The organism is Pseudomonas sp. FG98 (assembly GCF_057808595.1).
The window spans coordinates 13,127-33,055 of sequence record NZ_JBMDIJ010000067.1 but is presented as its reverse complement, the minus strand read 5'-3'; the positions used below and the strand labels follow the sequence as shown (position 1 = coordinate 33,055).

The 19,929-nt window shown below is 66.5% G+C and carries 9 protein-coding genes; 3 read left to right on the top strand and 6 right to left on the bottom strand.

The genetic code is table 11. The features are described 5' to 3' along the window. Positions 1 to 91: 91 nt before the first annotated feature. On the bottom strand, positions 92 to 3,259 hold the full coding sequence (locus tag ACODSK_RS25790) for a transglycosylase domain-containing protein (protein ID WP_489019941.1): 3,168 nt from the start codon (positions 3,257 to 3,259) through the stop codon (positions 92 to 94). Between the two features lie 199 nt (positions 3,260 to 3,458). On the opposite strand from ACODSK_RS25790, the gene ACODSK_RS25785 reads away from it, so the two are divergent. After that, a complete protein-coding gene (locus ACODSK_RS25785; RefSeq protein ID WP_489019939.1) occupies positions 3,459 to 4,901 on the top strand; it encodes an amino acid permease in 1,443 nt (480 codons plus the stop codon). Here the strand turns inward: ACODSK_RS25785 and ACODSK_RS25780 are convergent. The 3 genes from ACODSK_RS25780 to ACODSK_RS25770 form a co-directional block, all read right to left on the bottom strand. Next, a complete protein-coding gene (locus tag ACODSK_RS25780; protein ID WP_489019938.1) occupies positions 4,804 to 5,928 on the bottom strand; it encodes an OpgC family protein in 1,125 nt (374 codons plus the stop codon). The two genes, ACODSK_RS25785 and ACODSK_RS25780, sit on opposite strands and share 98 nt — an antisense overlap. 144 nt (positions 5,929 to 6,072) lie before the next feature. Next, positions 6,073 to 7,692, bottom strand: a complete 1,620-nt coding sequence (locus tag ACODSK_RS25775; RefSeq protein WP_489019936.1) for an FMN-binding glutamate synthase family protein — start codon at positions 7,690 to 7,692, stop codon at positions 6,073 to 6,075. A 66-nt stretch (positions 7,693 to 7,758) separates the two neighbouring features. After that, a complete protein-coding gene (locus tag ACODSK_RS25770) occupies positions 7,759 to 12,036 on the bottom strand; it encodes a DEAD/DEAH box helicase (RefSeq protein ID WP_489019935.1) in 4,278 nt (1,425 codons plus the stop codon). A 104-nt stretch (positions 12,037 to 12,140) separates the two neighbouring features. Between ACODSK_RS25770 and ACODSK_RS25765 the strand changes: the two genes are divergently transcribed. Further along, entirely contained in the window at positions 12,141 to 12,539 is a 399-nt protein-coding gene (locus ACODSK_RS25765) for an NUDIX hydrolase (RefSeq protein WP_489019934.1), read from the top strand. A 125-nt stretch (positions 12,540 to 12,664) separates the two neighbouring features. Continuing rightward, entirely contained in the window at positions 12,665 to 13,303 is a 639-nt protein-coding gene (locus ACODSK_RS25760; protein ID WP_489019933.1) for a LysE family translocator, read from the top strand. 21 nt (positions 13,304 to 13,324) lie between these two features. Here the strand turns inward: ACODSK_RS25760 and metR are convergent, their stop codons facing one another. Both metR and ACODSK_RS25750 read right to left on the bottom strand, forming a co-directional pair. Next, entirely contained in the window at positions 13,325 to 14,242 is a 918-nt protein-coding gene (metR, locus tag ACODSK_RS25755; protein WP_489019931.1) for a transcriptional regulator MetR, read from the bottom strand. Between the two features lie 131 nt (positions 14,243 to 14,373). Beyond that, positions 14,374 to 19,812, bottom strand: a complete 5,439-nt coding sequence (locus tag ACODSK_RS25750) for a dermonecrotic toxin domain-containing protein (RefSeq protein WP_489019930.1) — start codon at positions 19,810 to 19,812, stop codon at positions 14,374 to 14,376. Between the last annotated feature and the right edge of the window lie 117 nt (positions 19,813 to 19,929).

Genomic DNA, 19,929 nt, shown 5'->3' with positions numbered 1-19,929 from the left:
CATCGCTGGCAAGCCAGCACCCACAGGTACTGCATACACAGGACCGTGTGGGAGCTGGCTTGCCAGCGATGAGGCCATCAAACACAACAAACTAGTGGGCCTGGGTCACGCTCGCCCCTGGCTCCGCCATGATCGGCGGTGTGCACTGGGTATTGCCCCCAGGCTTGAGATACGGCAGCAGCAGCGGCGCCATGCCCTTGAGCACCTGCACCGGCAGCGCCGAGGTGAATTTGAACGACTCCGCCGCGCGCCCCGGAACGAAGGCGGTGAGGGTGCCGAAGTGGTTGTCGCCGAGGTAGAACACGAAGGTCGCGGTCCGGTTCAGCGAGCGCGAGCCGATCAGCCGCCCGCCCGCGCCGAAGCTCTCGATGCGGTTGTCGCCGGTCCCGGTCTTGCCGCCCATGGTCAGGATGGTGCCATCGTCGAGCTTGAACGCGCCGGACACCCGCCGCGCAGTACCGGCATCCACCACCTGCGACATCGCTCCGCGCAGCGCCCGGGCAACTTCCACCGAAAGCACCCGCTCGCCCCGGTCCGGATCACCGGCCAACACGGTTTCATAAGGCGTGCCGGCGGCGAAGTGCAGGGTGTCGATGCGCAGCACCGGCAGGCGCACACCATCGTTCTGGATGATCCCCACCAGCTCGGCCAGCGCCGCCGGACGGTCGCCGGAGCTGCCGATGGCGGTGGCCAGCGACGGCACCAGATGGTCGAACGGATAGCCGACACGTTTCCAGCGCTGATGGATATCGAGGAACGCCTCCACCTCCACCAGGGTGCGGATGCGGCTGTCGCGGGCGCCCTTGTGCTTGCTCTTGAACAGCCAGCCATAGACCTCCTGGCGCTCGAAGTGGCTGGCCATGGTCGCTTCCTGGAAGCTGGCGCTGGGGTGCTTGAGCAGGTAGCCGACCAGCCACAGGTCCAGCGGGTGCGACTTGGCGATGAAGCCCTGGTCGGGCAGGTCGTACTTGCCGGGGCCGTAGGCGGCGTAGAGCGCGTCCAAGCGTTCGTCGCTCAGCGGATCCTTCTTGCCGATCGCCGGCTTGGTCACCACGCCTTCCTTCTTCATGTGGGCGCGGACGAAGGCATTGAAGGTGGCCTGGTCGGCCTCGGGGAACAGGTAGCGATGCACCGCCGCCAGGCGGATCGGTGTGACCCGCAGACCGTCGAGGAAGGTGTCGAGGCGTTCCTGGGAGGTTTTGCGTTGGTATTTCTTCCAGAACCGCCGCAGGAAGTCGGTGCCTTCGCGGTCGGCGAAGCGCGCCAGGTATTCCTGCCGCCGCGGCTCGGCATCGTCCTTGAGCAGCGCGGCGCTGTTGCCCGGCGCCTGGTAGGTGCTGTAGCGCACCAGGTCGCGCATCAGGCGAATGAACGGCAGGTTGATCGACTCGCGCAGGGCGTCCTTCAGGGTCGGAATACGGCCGTTGTCTTCCTTGCGGAAGTTGTTGAACACATGCAGGCCGCCGCCGGTAAAGAAGGCCTCGCCGGGACTGGCTGAGTACTTGCGCTCCAGCGCCGCGTCGAGCATCGCGGTGATGTCCCGGTCCTTGTTCTGGATCATCCAGTCGATGGCCCAGCGGGTGATGAAGTCTACATCGGCCACCTCGACCTTCTTCAGCTCCGGCACCGACAGGTTGCCGTAGCGGTCATGCAGCTCGGAGACGATCTCCAGGTAGCTGGTCAGCACCCGCAGCTTGGCGGTGGAGCCCAGTTCCAGCTTGCTGCCTTCGTTGATGTCGAAGGGCTGGTCGGTGCTGTCGGTCTGCACCCGCACCCGCGAGCCGTCGGCGGTGCGCTCCATCAGGGTGAAGCTGTAGCGCACCTGGGTGGTGCTGGTGGGGGTCAGCAGGCGTTCGCCGAACAGGCCCATCTTCGAGGCAAATTCCGGGTCGGCGAGGTTGCGCAGGTACTGGCTGATCTGCTCCTGCAGGTCCGACTGCAGGGTGCTGGTGGCGGACAGGTCGAGGCGGTCGAGGTCGTACAGCGGGCGATTGAGCATGCTCGACAGGCGGCTGCGGGCCACGCTGATGCCCTTGTTGGTGACGATCGGCACGATGGTCGGCTGGGCCACCCAGTCGCGGTAGATCGCCTTGCTCGCCAGGGCGGCATCGGCCAGCGACTGATCGATGATGTTGTTGGCGGCGAGCAGGCGGATATGGCTGTCGGTCAGGGTTGCCAGCTCGTTGCGGCCCTTGGCCAGGAAGTGCGAGGGGCGCCGCTGGGCGATCATCAGCGACAGCACCTGGCGCAGGGCCAGGCCACGGGCGGCCAAGGTCTCCGGATCAGTCGCATTCGATGCCAGCAGGCGGTTGACCTCGGCAAAATCGGCGCCGTACCAGACCCGCAGGCCCTCGGCCATGCCATGTACCTCGCCATGCCCGGGCACTGCCGACAGCGGCACGCTGTTGAGGTAGTCGCGGACGATGCGTTGACGTGCTTCCAGGGTCTGGGGCCCGTCCTGATAAGCGCGCACGCTGGCGGAAATCATCTGGCGGATTTTCTCGGCGCCGGACACGGTCAGGCCATCCGGGGAATGCCGGTATTTCTCCAACTGGGTGGCCAGGGTACTGCCGCCTGCCGACTGCCCGGGCAGCGCCAGGTACTTGGCGACCTGGGTGTAGGCGGCCTTGGCGAAACGCGGCCAATCCACCGCCGGGTTGCCGTTGGGGTCGTTGGGGTCGAGCAGATCGCGGTTCTCGATGAACAGCAGGCTGTGCACCATCACCGGCGGGATCGAGGCGAAGTCCGGATACAGGTGCTGCGGATACTGGTACTGGTACAGCACGCTGCCCTTGCAGTCGGTGATGCTCAGGCCGCTCTGGATCTTCTCGGTGTAGGGCACGAAAAAGCCATGATCGACGTAGCTCATCAGCGCCGGTGAAAAGCGCGTCTGTTCCACCACCACGTAGTCCCGCTTCAGCAGGCGCGGAATGAACTCTCCCAGGGCGCTGTAGCCCAGGCGCTTGTCGAAGGGCCCCTCGCCGGGATAGACCATGGCGTCGGTAGGGCCCTTGTGCATCGAATAGCTCAGGGTGGCGGCGAACTTGCTGAACTCCCGCGACTGGATGGCCGAGCTCTGCATTTCCTTGGTCGCGGCATAGGCCAGCAGGGCCAGGGTGGCCAGTACGATCAGCAGGATCAGCCACCACAGGAAACGCAGCCGTGAGCGACGGGGTGGTGGTGGGGGAGACGGCGGTACTTCCGATTGCTCAGCGGCTGCCAGGTTACTGCCGTTATCCGAGTGCCACTGTGCGCCCATAGTCTTAAGCCTGATTTCGTTATTTCTCTTGCTTTGTCTGAAGCTTAGACGCTGGCCGGGGGTGGTGAAAAAATTGTTGGGTAGTGTCGGATAACTCCCAAAGTGGCGTAGGAAATGTCCCGTGCTGAGGGGTGGGCCCTTGCCGGGTGCCGGGCTGGCTAGAGTGGGGAACTCGTTCCCGGCACACGGAAATCTGCCCATGACCACCCTGAAACGCGAACTCGGTGAACGCCATGTCCGCCTTATCGCTCTTGGCGCCTGCATCGGCGTCGGCCTGTTTCTCGGCTCGGCCAAGGCCATCGAAATGGCCGGCCCGGCAATTGTCCTGGCCTACCTGGCCGGTGGCCTGGCGATCCTGGTGATCATGCGCGCGCTTGGCGAACTGGCGGTACACAACCCGGTATCCGGCTCCTTCAGCCGCTATGCCCACGATTACCTCGGGCCGCTGGCCGGCTTTCTCACTGGCTGGAACTACTGGTTCGCCCTGCTGGTGATCTGCGTCGCGGAAATCAGCGCGGTGGCGATCTACATGGGCATCTGGTTTCCCGAGCAGCCGCGCTGGCTCTGGGCCCTCGCGGCGCTGGGGTGCATGGGCGCGATCAATCTGCTGGCGGTGCGCGCCTTCGGTGAGTTCGAGTTCTGGTTCGCCCTGATCAAGGTGGTCACCATCGTTGCCCTGATCCTCGGCGGGATCGGCATCATCGCCTTCGGCCTGGGCAATGACGGGGTGGCGCTGGGCCTGGGCAACCTGTGGCAGCACGGCGGTTTCCTGCCCAATGGCCTGGGCGGGGTGCTGATGTCGCTGCAACTGGTGATGTTCGCCTATTTCGGCACCGAGCTGGTCGGCCTTGCCGCCGGCGAAACCCGCCAGCCACAACGGACCATTCCGCGGGCCATCGGCTCGCTGTTCTGGCGCCTGCTGCTGTTCTATGTCGGCGCCTTGTTGGTGATCCTGGCGATCTACCCGTGGCATGGCATCGGCAGCGCTGGCAGCCCGTTCGTGCTGACTTTCGAGCGCCTGGGGATCCGCACCGCCGCCGGCCTGATCAACTTCGTGGTGATCAGCGCAGCCCTGTCGGCCTGCAACGTGGCGATCTTCAGTACCGGGCGGATGCTCTGTGCGCTGGCGGAAAAAGGCCAGGCGCCGGCGCTGTTCGCGCGTACCACCCGGGCCGGAGTACCGCGCAATGCCTTGCTGCTGTCCCTCGCCGTGTTGCTGCTGGGTGTGCTGGGCAATTACCTGGTGCCGGAAAAGGTATTTCTCTGGGCCACGGCCATCGTCACCTTCGGCGCGATCTGGACCTGGGCTATGATCCTGCTGGCGCAGCTCAGGTTCCGCGCCGGCCTGAACCCGACCGAGCGGCAGCGGTTGCACTACCCGATGTGGCTGTGGCCGTGGAGTTCGTACCTGGCCCTGGCGTTTCTCGGGCTGGTGCTCGGGGTGATGGGCTACTTCGGCGATCTGCGCGTGGCGCTGTATGTCGGGCCGGCGTTCCTGCTCGGGCTGGCGGTGCTGTACTACGCCCTCGGGGTGACGCGCCGGGTCACGCCGCTGCTGCCGGCACCACCCGGGTCAGCCGCTTGTTCCAGTCCAGCCACAGCGCCAGCCCCATCATCAGCGCCACCCCGATCACTGCGGTAAACACCTGCATGGTCCAATTCTCGCCCCCCAGGGCATTGGCCATGTCCGCCAGCGGTGCCAGCAGCACGCCGAAGCAGAACACTTCCAGCGAATAACGCCCCATCCGGCAACCCTGCTGCGCCAGCCAACTGTGCACCCAGGGCCCGGCGGGCAGCAGTTTCGCCGTGCAGTAGGCCAGGGCGAGGAAATGCAGCAGGCGCGCCGGCGACAGGTTGGTCTTGCTGATCGGGTACAGCCATTCGGCCAGCACCTTCGGCATCAGTGCGTCATGCACCTCGGGCCAGCGCCACGACAGGGCGATCGCCGCGCATACCAGCAGATAGCCCGCCGAGACCATGAACAACGGCTGCCGCGACAAAGGCCGCAGCTCCGGCGGACGCTCGCGTTGACCATTGATCGCCACCGCGCCGCCGAGGACGAAGAGCAACTGCCAGGCCAGCGGATTGAAGAACCACACCCCGCCTTCCTGCGCCGCCAGGTTCCACTGGAACATCGGCGCCATCAGGTACAGCGCCGCCGACACGCCGACCACGTACTCCGCCTTGCGCAGCAGCAACGGCAACACCAGCGGCAGGCCGAGCAACAGCAGGATGTACAGCGGCAGCGGGTCCATGAGGTTGGGCTTGAAGCGCAGCAGCAACTCGTCCACCAGGGCCTGCTGCGGATTGCCGAGGAAATAGTAGAGCCCCATCTCCTCGATCATGTCGCGGGTTTCCACATGGTTGTTGGCGACGAAGACGATGCCCATCAATAACACCAGCAGGAAGATATGCACCACGTACAGCACCCAGGCCCGGCGCAGGATGCGCACGCAGGCCACCACCCAGCCGTCGCGCAGCGCCACCTTGCCGTAGGCCAGCACCGCCGCGTAACCGGCAAGGAAGACGAAGATCTCCGCGGCATCGCTGAAGCCGAAGTTGCGCACGGTCAGGTTGGCCAGCGGGTTGCCGGGAATGTGGTCCCAGAAAATGAAGACCAGCGCCAGGCCGCGGAAAAAGTCGATTCGATGGTCGCGGGCGTTGGTCATGGTCAAGGCTCTTGCGCAGGGTGTTTCAGTAGAGGATCGACCACGGCGACCCCGGTTCCGCGCCGTCGGTCTTTACCGATCGGCGGCGCGGAGGGTGGGCAGTTTCAACGGAGATTGCAACGGTGGGATGTTACTGAATGTCTCTCAGGCGGCCGCTTCGCTGTGCGGCTCGAAGCTGTCCGCCCGCGCCATCCGCCACATGCGCTGGTAGAACTCGCCGCTGACCTCGCCGCTGAGCAGCTCGCCCGGCTTGAGGAACACATGCAGTTGCGAGAACAGCTTGATCTCGGTGGCCGACATGCGCCGCACCAGGTGTTTCGCCTCCAGTTGCGACGGGTGATCGAGGCCGGCGGCGGCGAGCATTTCCGCCAGGGCCTTGAGGGTGTTGCGGTGGAAGTTGAACACCCGCTCGGCCTTGTCCGGCACCACCAGGGCGCGCTGGCGCAGGCCGTCCTGGGTGGCGACGCCGGTCGGGCACTTGTTGGTGTGGCAGCTCTGCGACTGGATGCAGCCGATGGCGAACATGAAGCCGCGCGCCGAGTTGGCCCAGTCGGCGCCGATGGCCAGCACGCTGGCGATATCGAAGGCACTGACGATCTTGCCGCTGGCGCCAAGCTTGATCTTGTCGCGCAGGTTCAGGCCGACCAGGGTGTTGTGCACGAACAGCAGGCCCTCGCGCAGCGGCACGCCGATATGGTCGGTGAATTCCACCGGCGCTGCACCGGTACCGCCTTCCTTGCCATCGACAACGATGAAGTCGGGGAGGATGCCGGTTTCCAGCATGGCCTTGGCGATGCCCATGAATTCCCAGGGATGACCCAGGCAGAACTTGAAGCCCACCGGCTTGCCGCCGGACAGCTCGCGCAGCTGCGCGATGAAATGCATCAGCTCGATGGGCGTGGAGAAGGCACTGTGCCGCGACGGCGAGATGCAGTCCTCGCCCATCATGATGCCGCGGGTCTCGGCGATCTCCTTGGTCACCTTGTGCTTGGGCAGGATGCCGCCATGGCCGGGCTTGGCGCCCTGGCTCATCTTGATCTCGATCATGCGCACCTGGGGATTGCGCGCCTGCTCGGCAAAACGCTCGGGGTCGAAACGGCCATCGGCGGTACGGCAGCCGAAATAGCCGCTGCCCAGCTCCCAGGTCAGGTCGCCGCCATGTTCGCGGTGGTACGGGCTGATGCTGCCCTCGCCGGTGTCATGGGCGAAATTGCCCAGCTTGGCGCCCATGTTCAGCGCGCGAATGGCGTTGGCGCTGAGGGAGCCGAAGCTCATCGCCGAAATATTGAACACCGACGCCGAATACGGCTGGGTGCACTGCGGCCCGCCGACGATCACCCGGAACGCGGTCGGGTCGGTCAAGGGCGCCGGGCGCATGGAATGGCCGATGAACTCGAAGCCGGACTGATAGACATCGATCAGCGTGCCGAACGGCTTGTCCGACTGCTCGTTCTTGGACCGGGCATACACCAGCGAACGCTGTGCCCGGGAAAACGGCAGGGCATCGCTATCGGACTCCAGCAGGTACTGGCGGATCTCCGGGCGGATGCCCTCGACCAGGTAGCGGATATTGCCGAGGATCGGGTAATTGCGCCGCACCGCATGGCGCTTCTGCAGCAGATCGAACAGGCCGATCAGGCTCAGCACCCCGGTGGTCAGGGCGAACGGCCACAGCCAGTCGTGGTGCAGGAAGGGCAGGCAGGCGAAGGTGAAAAGGACGCAGGCGACGAAGAAGGCGTAGCGGCTCAGGAGTGACAGGCTCATACGGTTTCCTTGTTGGACACGTCAGGCAAGCCATAAACCATATAGCGGATGGGGGCTTGTAGCCAGTCAGATGCCCCGGATCAGACGCTCGCGCAGCAAGGTTTCATGTTTTTCCTCGACCTGCGGCCACAACTGCACCGTCCCCGCCACCAGGGCTCCCACCGGCACACCATCCCGATACAGCAACCGATTCCCCGCCAACGCCGGCACCTTGTTGCCCGGCAGCAGACTGCCACTGAGATTCAACGGATCACTGCCACTGACCACGATCAGGCTGCCATCCAGCGGCCGTCGCCTGACCCCGCGTAGCGTGGCGATGGCCTCGGGCAAGGCGAACTGTTCCCCGGCCAGGCCACTGACGAAGCGTCCGCCACGGATCTCGCCGCGGGCTTCGAGGCGATGGAAGGTGCGCAGCAGTTCGCGCCAGCTCGGCAGCCAGTCGGCCTCGCGTTCCAGCAGGCGCCAGAACACCACGCCATAGCGGCGCAGCAAGGTGCGGGCGACCTGTTCGAGCACGGCTTCGCGGTCCTCGCCAGCCGCGCTGCGGCGCAGCAAGGCCCAGCGCCCGGCGTCGTCCATGCCGCCGAACAGCGGCCCGCGTCCGCGCCGGCTGCTGTGGGCCTGGCGCTTGCTCGCCGGGGTGATCAGCGCGCGCAACCCGGCGAAGCTGTCGGCACTGACCAGCCCGGCGGCGACCAGCTCCTGCAAGGCGTTTTCCAGTTCGGTGGGCAGTAGTCGAGCCTCGTCGCGCAGTTCGTCGAAGAACAGGGCACCGTGCTGGCTGAGGGCTGCATGGACTTTCTGCGCCCGCGGCGACAGGGCCTCGACATCCAGCGGCTGCGCCAGGCCCTGCCAGAGCCCCACGCGTCCGCGCGGCAGCAGCACCAGCGGCGTGCTGCGCAAGGTGCTGGCGGCGGCCTTGGCCGAGGGCGCGAGGCGGGCCCAGGCGAACTTGCCGGCACGGCAGGCTTCATCCAGCCAGCGCGGGCTGTAGTCGGCCAGGCGCGCTGGCAGCAGGTCGCTTTCCCAGGCGCTGGCGGCTGCGGCATAACCTTCGAACTGCTCCAGCACTTCGCCCAGGGCGGCGGGGCCTTGCAGGCGGGCGGTGGTGGACAGGTGCTGCCAGTCGAACAGGAAACGCATGAAATCCTGCAGGCTGACCGGCTCGATCTCCCGGCGCAGGCGCTTGATGGTGTAGCGGTGGATACGCGCCAGCAGGTGGCGCTCGCACCATTGTTCTCCGGACTGGTCGGGGTGGAACTGGCCGCGCAGCACGTAGCCTTCGCCTTCGAGCCGGGCCAGGGCCTGGGTCACTGTGGACAGCGGCAGGTGCAGCGGTGCGGCGATCTGCTCCACCGTCAGCGGCCCGAATCCGCCGAGGCGGGCGCGCACCAGCTCGACCGCAGCGTCATCTGCGTCGAACGTTTCGTCGAAACCAGGCAGCAGGCCGAGGTCCGGCTCGACACTGGCGCCGGGGTACACCGCCAGCAGCAGGTTCAGCCGTTCCCGCGCCAGCCACAGGCCAGCGATGCGGCAGGCGCGCCCGGACCTGGCCAGGCCTTGCAGCCAGCCTTCCCAGGCGGGATTGGCCGTCACCTCCGCCGGGCTGATCGCCGCGAGGCTCATCAGCGCTTCATGCATTTCATCGCTGCCGTTCGGCGCCGGCCAGGCTTCGGCGGCCACTGCGGCGATCGCCTCGCGGTCGAGGGTGCCCAGCTCATCACCGCTCTGCGGCTCGCTCCAGCGCCGGTTGAGCACGGCCTGGGTCCGCCGCTCTTCCAGCGGCGCGTCGTCGAGAAAGGCGTAGGGCCGGGCATTGAGAATGGCCGCGGCAAGAGGCGAGGGCGCCGGCAGGTCGCGGCAGATCAGGCGGATGCCGCCGCTCTCGATACGCCGCAGCAGGGCCAGCCAGCCTTCGGCGTCCATGGCTTCGTGCAGGCAGTCGTCGAGGGTCTGTTCCACCAGCGGGTGATCCGGCACCTCGCGCTCGCCGACGATGTTTTCCAGGCAGGCCAACTGGTCGGGAAACACCGCTGCGGTCAGGTCTTCGCTGCGCATTCGCTGGATCTGCGGGGCGATGCGCTTGCCACCGGCAAAGCGCGGCAGGGCCAGGGCCACCCCGGCGTTCCAGCGCCAGCGCACGCCGAACAGCGGCGCGTCGAGCACCGCCTGGATCAGGATGTGCTCGGCGCTGGCGCTGGGCAGGTAGCGCCAGACTTCTTCCAGGGCAAAGCTGTGACCGGCCGACAGCGACAGGATGATCGCGTCTTCGCTGGCCGCCGCCTGCAATTCGAAGTTGAAGGTGCGGCAGAAACGCTTGCGCAGGGCCAGGCCCCAGGCGCGGTTGATACGGCTGCCGAAGGGCGAATGGATGATCAGTTGGGTGCCGCCGGACTCGTCGAAGAAACGCTCCATCACCAGGGTGTCCTGGGACGGCAGGGCGCCGAGCACCTGGCGGCTGCGGCCGAGGTAGTCGAGCAGTTGCCCGGCGCTGTCCGGGCCCAGGCCGAGGGTCGCGCCGAGCCAGTCGAGCAGCGGTTGTTCGTTGCCGTCGCTGTCTTGCAGGCGCTGGTCGATTTCCGCTTGCAGGCGGGCCACCGCGCGGGACAGGTCGTCACTGCGCCCCGGCGCTTCGCCGAGCCAGAACGGGATGTTCGGCGGCTGGCCCTGGGCGTCCTCGACCCGCACCTTGCCCGGCTCGACCCGCAGGATGCGGTACGAGGCATTGCCCAACTGGAAGATATCGCCGGCAATGCTCTCGACCGCGAAGTCCTCGTTGACGCTGCCGATATTCAACGCCTGAGGTTCCAGCAGCACCGCGTAGTCGGCGTTGTCGGGGATGGTGCCGCCGCTGGTCAGGGCGGTCAGCTGGCTGCCGCGACGGCCGCGCAGTTCACCGCTGACCGCGTCGCGGTGCAGGTAGGCGCCGCGTACGCCCTGGCGGCCGCTGTAGCCCTCGGCGAGCATGCGCAGCAGGGCCTGGTAGTGCTTTTCATCGAGCCCGGCATAGGGCTGGGCGCGGCGAAAAAGTTCGAGCAGCGCCTGCTCCGGCCAGGCCTGGCAACTGACTTCGGCGATGATCTGCTGCGCCAGCACATCCAGCGGCGCGCGGGGAATCTGCACCTCGTCCAGCTCGCCCCGGCGCACGCAATCGAGCAGGGCCACGCATTCGATCAGGTCATCGCGGCTGGTGGCGAACAGGCGGCCTTTGGGTGTGCCGTCGACCTGGTGCCCGGAGCGTCCGACCCTTTGCAGAAAGGCGGCGATGGAGCCCGGCGAGCCGATCTGGCAGACCAGTTCCACCTCGCCGATATCGATGCCCAGTTCCAGCGAGGCGGTGGCCACCAGCACCCGCAGTTCACCGCGCTTGAGGCGTTGCTCGGCGTCCAGCCGGGCCTCCTTGGCCAGGCTGCCATGGTGGGCGGCCACGGCATCGCGGCCGAGGCGCTCGCTCAGGTGACGGGCCAGACGCTCGGCCAGGCGCCGGGTGTTGACGAAGACCAGGGTGGTGCGGTGTTCGCCAGCCAGCACGGCGAGGCGGTCGTAGACCCGCTCCCACACATCGTTGGCCATCACCGCGCCCAGCGGCTGCGGCGGCACTTCGATGCCCAGGTCGCGCTGGCGGGCATGGCCGATATCGACGATGGCGCAGCGCCGCTCGCTGCCGACCAGGAACTGCGCTACCCGTTCCAGCGGGCGCTGGGTCGCCGACAGGCCGATACGCCGCAACGGCCGGGCGCACAGGGCTTGCAGGCGCTCCAGGCTCAGGCTCAGGTGGCTGCCACGCTTGTTGCCGGCGATGGCATGGATTTCGTCGACGATCACCGTGTGCACGCTGGCCAGGCCCTGGCGACCGGAGGCCGAACCGAGCAGCACGTACAGCGATTCCGGGGTGGTCACCAGGATGTGCGGGGCCTGGCGGCGCATGGCCGTGCGCTCTTTCTGCGGGGTATCGCCGGTGCGCACAGCGGTGCGGATACGCGGTACCGGCAGGCCCTGGTGTTCCAGTTCGGCACTGATCCCGGCCAGCGGCTCCTGCAGGTTGATCTGGATATCGTTGGACAGCGCCTTCAGCGGCGAGACGTAGACCACCAGGGTGGTCTCGGGCAATTGGCCATCCTGCTCCAGTCCTTGCACGAACAGCTCGTCGAGCACCGCGAGAAAGGCGGTCAGGGTCTTCCCGGAGCCGGTAGGCGCGGCCACCAGCAGCGATTCGCCTTGGTGGATCAACGGCCAGGCCCGGGCCTGGGCGGCGGTGACCGTGGCGAAACGGCGGCGGAACCAGGCGCGGATGGCCGGATGGAAGGCGTCCAGTACCGGATGATCGAGGGCGGGTAGATTCATCCTCTGGTTATGCGGCTTTTGTCCGGTGCCTGCAAGGTGCCACTGGTCAGCTGTGGCGTGACCATGGGATCCTTGCCCGACATTTTTTGCAACGAGTTGCCGTCATGAGCAAGACCATCCGCATCGCCGCAGCCCTGTTGATCGACCCGCGCGGGAAAACCCTGCTAGTGCGCAAGCGCGGCACCCTGGCGTTCATGCAGCCGGGGGGCAAGATCGAGGCGGACGAAGCGCCGGTGACGGCCCTGGCGCGGGAGCTGTTCGAGGAGCTGGGGCTGCGTATCGACGAGGCGCAGGCCAGCTATCTGGGCAACTTCAGCGCGCCGGCGGCCAACGAGCCGGGGTTCGAGGTGGTCTGCGAGCTGTTTCGGGTGGAGACGGCGGAAGATGTAAAACCGGCGGCGGAGATCGAGGAAGCGCTATGGGTCGATGGCGAGAGTGCCCGGCAACTGGAGCTGGCGCCGTTGACCCGGGATTCGATCCTGCCGTTGTATCGCGGTGACTGAACCCTCATCGCCGGCAACGCCGGCTCCCACAGGTATCGCGTACACCGCCGAACCTTGTGGGAGCCGGCATTGCCGGCGATGAGGCCCTGAAGAACAACAAAAACCTCTGCAAAGGAGTGCGTCAAATGATCCCCCTCAACGACTGGCTGCTGTTCACCGGCGCCGCCCTGCTGATGGTCCTCACCCCCGGACCGAACATGATCTACCTGATCTCCCGCTCCATCTGCCAGGGGCGCATGGCCGGGGTGACTTCGCTGCTGGGGGTGGTCGCCGGCTTCCTGGTGCACATGAGCGCCGCCGCCGTCGGCCTGACCGCTCTGTTCATGGCCGTGCCGCTGGGCTACGACATCCTGCGCTGGGCCGGTGCCGGCTACCTGTTGTGGATGGCCTGGCAGGCGGTGAAACCCGGCGCCCGCTCGCCCTTCGAACCCCGCGAGCTGGTTCCGGACTCGCCGCGCAAACTGGTGCTGATGGGCTTTCTCACCAGCCTGCTGAACCCCAAGGTGGCGATGTTCTACCTGTCGATCCTGCCGCAGTTCATCACCCCGGAGCACGGCTCGGTGCTGGCCCAGAGCCTGATCCTCGGCATCACCCAGATCAGTGTGAGTTTCACCGTCAACCTGCTGATCGCCCTGTTCGCCGCCGGCATTTCCGCCTGGTTCATGCGTTATCCGCTGTGGCTGATGCTGCAGCGCTATGTGATGGGCTTCGTCCTCGCCGCCCTGGCGCTGCGCCTGGTGCAGGAGCAGCGCAAGCTGGCCTGAGCCTCAGGTTCGTACAGAGCCTCAGCGCACGGCACTGACGCCGTCCAGGGTGGAGAACGAGGTGTCCTTGGCGGTGAGCAGGAAGTCGCGCATGTACGGCGCATCGAGCATATCGGTGCGCACCGCGGCGTAGAGCGTGGCGAACAGGCCTTTCTCGCCCAGGCGCTTGGCCTTCACATAGCCCCGCGAGCTGTATTCGTGCAGCGCCCAGTGCGGCATGCCGCAGACGCCACGGCCGCTGGCCACCAGTTGCATCATCATCACCGTCAGTTCCGCCGTGCGCACTTGCGCCGGTTCGACGTCGGCCGGTTCGAGGAAGCGGGTGAAGATGTCCAGGCGATCGCGTTCCACCGGGTAGGTGATCAGGGTTTCCGTGGCCAGGTCCTCCGGCAGCACATACGGCCGGCTCGCCAGCGCATGCTGGTTGGCCACGGCGAGCATGGCTTCGTAGGTGAACAGCGGCACGTAGGTGATCCCGGCGAGGTCCAGCGGGTCGGAGGTCACCACCAGGTCGAGGTCGCCGCGGGCCAGGGCCGGCAGCGGGGCGAAGGCGAAGCCCGAGGCCAGGTCCAGTTCGACCTCCGGCCAGGCGTCGCGGAACTGGTCGATGGTCGGCATCAGCCATTGGAAGCAGCTGTGGCATTCGATGGCCATGTGCAGGCGTCCGGCGGTGCCGCCGGCGAGACGGGCGATGTCCCGCTCGGCACCGCGCAGCAGGGGCAGGGTGGCGTCGGCCAGTTGCAGCAGGCGCAGGCCGGCGCTGGTGAAGCGGATCGGTTTGGTCTTGCGCACGAACAGCTGCATGCCCAGGCGTTCTTCCAGCTCCTTGAACTGATGCGACAGCGCCGACTGGGTCAGGTGCAGGCGTTCGGCGGCCTCCACCAGGCTGTCGGCCTCGCGCAGGGCGTGCAGGGTTTTCAGGTGGCGGATTTCGAGCACCTGGCGGTCTCCATGAGAATTATTTGAGTAAAACGGAATGCCGGTGAGTTTGTCTCATGCAGTCTTGGCTGTCGACCGCTTTGCCGCGAATGGCCCGTATCGGCGTGAGGTCGCCGATACGGGCATGCTGCTTACTGTTCGCTGCTGTGCTTGAACAGGGCGGCGAAATGCTTCTTCGCCATCGGCCGGGCGATGTCGCCGCGCCAGATCCGTTCGGCGCCTTCGCCTTGTGCCAGCTGCCATTGCAGGCCCAGTCGACGCTGCTCGGCCGTCTTCAGGTGGGCCTTGGTGAAGCGCTCGAAGCCGGGGTTCTTGCTGTGGAAATGGAAGTGCGCGTACCACTTCGCATTCGGGGTGCCCTGGGTCAGGTCACGGATTTCGAATTCCTGAAGGAAGTCGGGTTGTCCCTCGATACGCTTGGGCAACTGGATCAGCCCACCGATCTTGCGGATATCCACGGCCTTCTGTTCCATCAGGTAATCGAGCATGCCCTCGTTGGGCACCTTGCTCGCCAGTGACTGGCGGATGCGCAGGGTACGCCCCTTGTCGACCAGCCCATCGGCCTTGCGCCGCAGGGTGGCGATGATTTCCGCCGACGGTGCGTGCTCGGCGATGCGCTCGGCCCGGGCGCGCAGCTCATTGGCTTCGCTGAGCATCAAATGCTCCAGGTTGCGCGGCAGCATGTCCTGGCGTGCATAGCTTTCGACCTTGTCCTTGTACGCCGACAGCTTGTCCAGGCGTTCCCGGGCTTCGCCCAGCAGGTGGTTGATATCCACCGGGGGGCTGGGCGTCGGGGTCCGTGGCGCACTGGCCAGGCGCCACAGGCCCGCCTTGCCCGGTACGTACACCTCGGTGCCGTTGTTGATCCGGTTGATGATGATGCGCCGCTCGGCTCCGGCCACCTCTTCCTCGATACCGATGAAAAACTGGTTGTCTTCGGTTTCGAACAGCTTGCGGTCGACGGAGGGGCCGCGTCGCGTCTCGTTCACGGGTTTCGGCGCGGGTTGGGGAATCTTGCGTTTCCAGCGTTCCGCCAGGTCGCTGATCGATTCCAGGTGTTCGAGCAACGGCTCGACGAAGGCGTGATCGAAGTAGTTCGCGTAACTGGTGGCCCAGGCCCGCAGGTTGTGGCTATAGCGCTCGAAGGAGTCGATGCAGGCCTCGAGCATGCGCTTGCGTTGCTCGGCGTTGCTGCGCACTTCCGGCAGGTGGAACAGGTTGTTCAGGTTGCGGTCCACCTCGGTTCGCGCCCTGGCCACCGGGATCTGCAAGTAGAACCAGGACTGGTCGGTGGCGGCTTCGTAGCGGTTGATCACCTCGAGGTAGTTGCGCACCTTGAGAATGTCGCAGGTCGACTGGTTGAAGTTGCGCAAGGCATGGTTGATGTCCTCGCTGACCTTGGACTTCTGCGTGGCGTTGGTGATGCGTTTGGCCCACAGTTCGATGGCGTGGGTGTAGTTGGCCACGGCCTGGAGCTTGCCGATCAACTGCACACGCAGGACCTTGCGGCGCTTCATGATCTGCAGATGCTTGGCGATTTCCGTCGGCGGCGTGTTCGCCGTATCGGCTACCAGCTCATCGACATGGTCAAGTACTTCGGTGGCGCTGCGCTTGATGCCGTTGAGCTCGTTGGTCAGGCGATTGACCTGCAGCCAGGCGACCCGGCTCATCAGGTCCTTGGCCCGGGTGCGGTTGTTGCCGGCGCTCAACTGGGCGAGCTCTTCCAGCTCCGGATAGATCTTCTCGGCGACATGCCGTTCGTAGGCGAAATGATTGGCCAGTTTTTCCGCCTGGTGCAGGCGCTGGCGGTCGTCGGTCATGCGGTTGAACAGGCGCTGCTCGTGGGCCGTCTCGCGGTTGAGCCGGTCCAGCTCACGCAATTGGTAATCGGTGCTGCTGCGCAGGGTGCGCAGGCGGCGCAGGCCTGGATCGGTCCACCAGCGTGGCAGGCGCTCGCGGATCACCGCCGGCCATAGCGGGTCGAGACCGTCGGCCAGGTGCCCGAGCACGCCACCGCCACCGGCGACCGGGCTGACGATGTTCACGCCGAACAGAGCGCCATGGGTGTCCCACTGCCCGGTTTCGTCCAGCGCGATCGGCTGCCGGTAGCCAGCGCCTTTGCCGAGCAGGCGCCAGGTATGCCGGCCCTGGTCGAAGCCCACCTGGTACAAGCGGCCGTGATTGAGGATGAAGTCGCCTTGGGCATGGCGGTAGACGTTGCGGTAGATCCCTTCGCTGCCGGGGGCCAGGCCGTTGAGCGACAGGGCGTCGGGATATTCGTAGCCGCTGAAGCGCTGCACGGCATTGCCTTTGCCCGCTGCCGTCGAAGGCAGCCTGGCGAGGCCGAGCAGGCGGCGCTGGCGGGTCGCCTGGCGCAGCGCGGCCGGATTGACGCTGACCCCCGGCAGTACATCCATCACCGCGTCGATCAGGCACATCAGCACCGCTTCGAGCTGGACCAGGGTTTCGTCGACATCACCCCGCTGTGCCGCAGCGACCGCCTGGTTGGCCGCCAGCCATCCGTCCAGCACCGCGACCAGGCTACCGACGAAGGGAACCACGCCCAGGGCCATGCGGATGTAGTTGAACACCATGCCGCTTTCCAGGGCGTAGCGCTCCATGAACAGGTCGTAGCGCGAGCGCGAGGACGAACGGTGGGCGACGATCAGCCGCCCCATGTGCGCATCGCAGAGGTGCCGGGCGAGGGAGGTGCTGGCAGGCCAGGCCAGGCCGATAGCGATGATGCCGTCGAACTGGCGCAGGCAGGCCTCGGTGATGCGTGCGACATGGGCGGCGGGGTCGCCGGCCAGGGTGCGCTGCGCCAGGTAGCGGGCCATGGGGTCGTCGAAGCACAGCCTGAACAACGCGCGGCGTGCCGCTTCGAGGCTGTCGAACTGGCGCAGGAAACGCCCGTCCGGGCTGTCCGGCAGGTAGAGCAGGGTGGTTCCGGCCTGGTGGATCAGGGTGATACCGGAGAGGCCGGCACCCTGGCCGTCGGTGTCTTCGCCGCCGCTGGTCAGCAGGACCGGCAGCAGGCTGAAGTTCGCTGTGCTGGTGTCGCCGTCGATGGCGGCTTCAAGCAGACGCTGCCCCTGGGCATCGAGGCGTTGCTGGTTGCGCGCGGCTTCGCCCTGGAGGCGCAGCATCAGGCGCCATGGCTCCCGCAGACATTCCTCGCGGTATTCGGCGCTGAAGGGGGCTTCATCGGCAGTGCCCATGAAGGCGTCGCGGATGCGTTGCTCGTACTGCCCGGCCAGGTCCAGCTCGCTGACGGTGCTGCGCAACCAGTCGAGGCTGATGCTTTCAAGCAGACGCGGATGCTCGCGGTCATCGCCGCCGCTGACCAGCACCTGCATGAAGTGCAGGCGCTGTTCCAGCGTCGGGTCGATCTGCTGCAACGCCAGGTCCTCCAGGCTCAGGCGGCTGCGCTCGGCGCTGGGAATTTCCACCAGCCGCACCGGGGTGCCCGGTGCACCCGAACCGGCGATCGGCTCGCGCGCGTAGCGCACGCTGTCCGGCAGGTCGAGCTGGACCTGGACATCCTCGCTGAGGTCGAAGGCCTGGCGCAGGCGGCTGGCCACCTGCTGGCGGGCGAACGAGTGACGGGGAGGCAGGGCGCCAGCGAGAAAGGTTCGCGAGCGCTGCATGGCCACCAGATAGCGTTCGATCAGTTGCCTGAATTGCTGGCGCGCGCCGTTGTCGAGTTGCAGCAACCAGTCGGGGGCCTGGTGCGAGAGGGTCGCGCTGTAGTGCTGTTCGGCCAGATGCTGCAGGGCCAGGTCGCGAGCCGGATGAGCTGGAACCTGGAGATGGGCGAGGGTCTGTTCGCGCAGGGCATGCAGGGCCGAGTCGGCGGAGCCCTGTTCATCCAGCCCGCGCAGTTCGGCTTCGTAGCGGGACAGTTGGCGGGCGAGGCTGTGCTCGAAGGGATCGTCGTGCAGCTCGATCAGGGTCAGTGTTCGCTCGTCGGGGACGGTCTTGAGGAACTCCCGCTCCATGGCCGCACGCGACGGAAAACCCTGCAAGCCTCCCCCGGCGCCGGGCCAGTACAGCAGGACCGGCTGGGCTGAGGAGAACTGCCCCTCGGCCGTGGCGTGACCGATCAGCAAGGCGCCTTCCAGTTCGTGCCGATCTTGCTGGTCGTGCAGGTGCAGGCTGGCGACCACCACGGCATCCAGCCGTTGTCCGGCCAGCGGTGCCCGCAACACGGCGTCGAGCAGGCTGCGCTGCTCGCTGTCGAGCAGTTTCATGGTCTGCTGGATGTCCGCTTCGCAACGCAGGCCGGCGATCCGGGCCTGCTTCAGGGTCTGGTAGTGCTCGCTGGTACGGTCCGGTACCGCCGTTGCCAGCAGCGCCGCCGCGGCGTCGATGCTCTCGGCCTGGGCGTCTTGCAAGGCATCGAGTGCCGTTTGCAGGGCACCGGGCAGTTGTCCGTCGAGTTCCTCCAGCAACACTTCGAGTGCGCTCAGTTGGCGGTTGACCTTGTCCAGGCGGGCGCTGAATGGCAGGTCGCGGTACAGGCCGCCGAAGCTGTCTGCCGGCGCAATGGCGTCGGTGTCGCTGTCTGTCGAAGCCAGTGCTTCGGCGTCGGCCAGCAGCCAGGTGCTGGCGCGCCGGATGTCGAATCGGTCGGCCTGGTCCAGGGCTCGTTCGAGGTCGCCCAGCGGGTTGTCGGCCAGTGCCGCGAGGCGGCGGGTGCGCAGGCTGCCCATCAGGCGTTTGAAGGCACTTTCCAGAGGTGCGGCGACGGTTTCGTGATCGATGCCGATGAAGGGTTGCCGGTCGTCCCCCAGCAGGTCCTGGCGATTCACCAGGTGCTGCTCCAGCGCGTCCTGGCTGCTGAACAATTGCAGTACCGGGCTATGGCTGGGCAGATAAAGCAACAGGCTGCTATCGCTGGCGATCACCAGCGCCCCCGGCAGGGATTGCTGGCTGCCCGAGGCGAGCCGGCCATGGGGGATGCGCACGAAGTGGTTGTCGCGGCCTTCGACCAGTTGTTGCAGGATCTGCCGCCATTCGGCGCCCAGTTCGCCAGCGGCAAAGCTGCGCTCGACGGCGGCCTGGAGATGCAGGCGATAGTGCCGGGCGGCGTCGTTCCAGCGGGACTGTCGGGTGCCGGGAGCGCGGGCGTGCCAGTAGCGTTGCCAGTCCTGGTCCAGGCGCTCGCGCAGGTCGAGGACCTTGAGGCGCTCGAGCAGCGCGCGCGGGGGCAGGTCATGCAGTTCATGCCCGGCGGGGAAACCGTATACCCGGCAGCGTTCGTCGAGGACGATGTCCGGATACTGGGCGATGAACGCTGCGGCATCGTCGAGGCCGAGGCGCAGGCCATCCTTCACGTACAGGCCGCACTGGCCGGCATCCAGGCTCCAGCGTTCGGCGATCGCCTGGCGGATGCCGCTGCGTACGCCGGGAGCGTCGCGCAGCAGGTCGAACAAGCGCTGGCAGCTCTGCTGCCAGGTGCGCGAGGCGGCGAGGAACAGGTTTTCGTCTTCGCTGCGGGTAACGGGGAGGGGCGGGATGAGCTCGAAGTCGAGCACATCCATCAGGGCATCGTCTGGGGTATCGAACATGGCTGGCGTTCCTTGAAAGCGCGGCGCGGGTGGCCGCGGTGGGCGGATTTCAGGGCAAGCCATGGGCAGGGAGGCGGTAGATAGATATCGGGGCGGCGTGGACTTGTGGGAACTGAC

Bases quoted from the DNA above. Each gene is read 5' to 3' on its own strand.
- ACODSK_RS25790 (WP_489019941.1), bottom strand. From the start codon at position 3,259: ATGGGCGCACAGTGGCACTCGGATAACGGCAGTAACCTGGCAGCCGCT.
- ACODSK_RS25785 (WP_489019939.1), top strand. From the start codon at position 3,459: ATGACCACCCTGAAACGCGAACTCGGTGAACGCCATGTCCGCCTTATC.
- ACODSK_RS25780 (WP_489019938.1), bottom strand. From the start codon at position 5,928: ATGACCAACGCCCGCGACCATCGAATCGACTTTTTCCGCGGCCTGGCG.
- ACODSK_RS25775 (WP_489019936.1), bottom strand. From the start codon at position 7,692: ATGAGCCTGTCACTCCTGAGCCGCTACGCCTTCTTCGTCGCCTGCGTC.
- ACODSK_RS25770 (WP_489019935.1), bottom strand. From the start codon at position 12,036: ATGAATCTACCCGCCCTCGATCATCCGGTACTGGACGCCTTCCATCCG.
- ACODSK_RS25765 (WP_489019934.1), top strand. From the start codon at position 12,141: ATGAGCAAGACCATCCGCATCGCCGCAGCCCTGTTGATCGACCCGCGC.
- ACODSK_RS25760 (WP_489019933.1), top strand. From the start codon at position 12,665: ATGATCCCCCTCAACGACTGGCTGCTGTTCACCGGCGCCGCCCTGCTG.
- ACODSK_RS25750 (WP_489019930.1), bottom strand. From the start codon at position 19,812: ATGTTCGATACCCCAGACGATGCCCTGATGGATGTGCTCGACTTCGAG.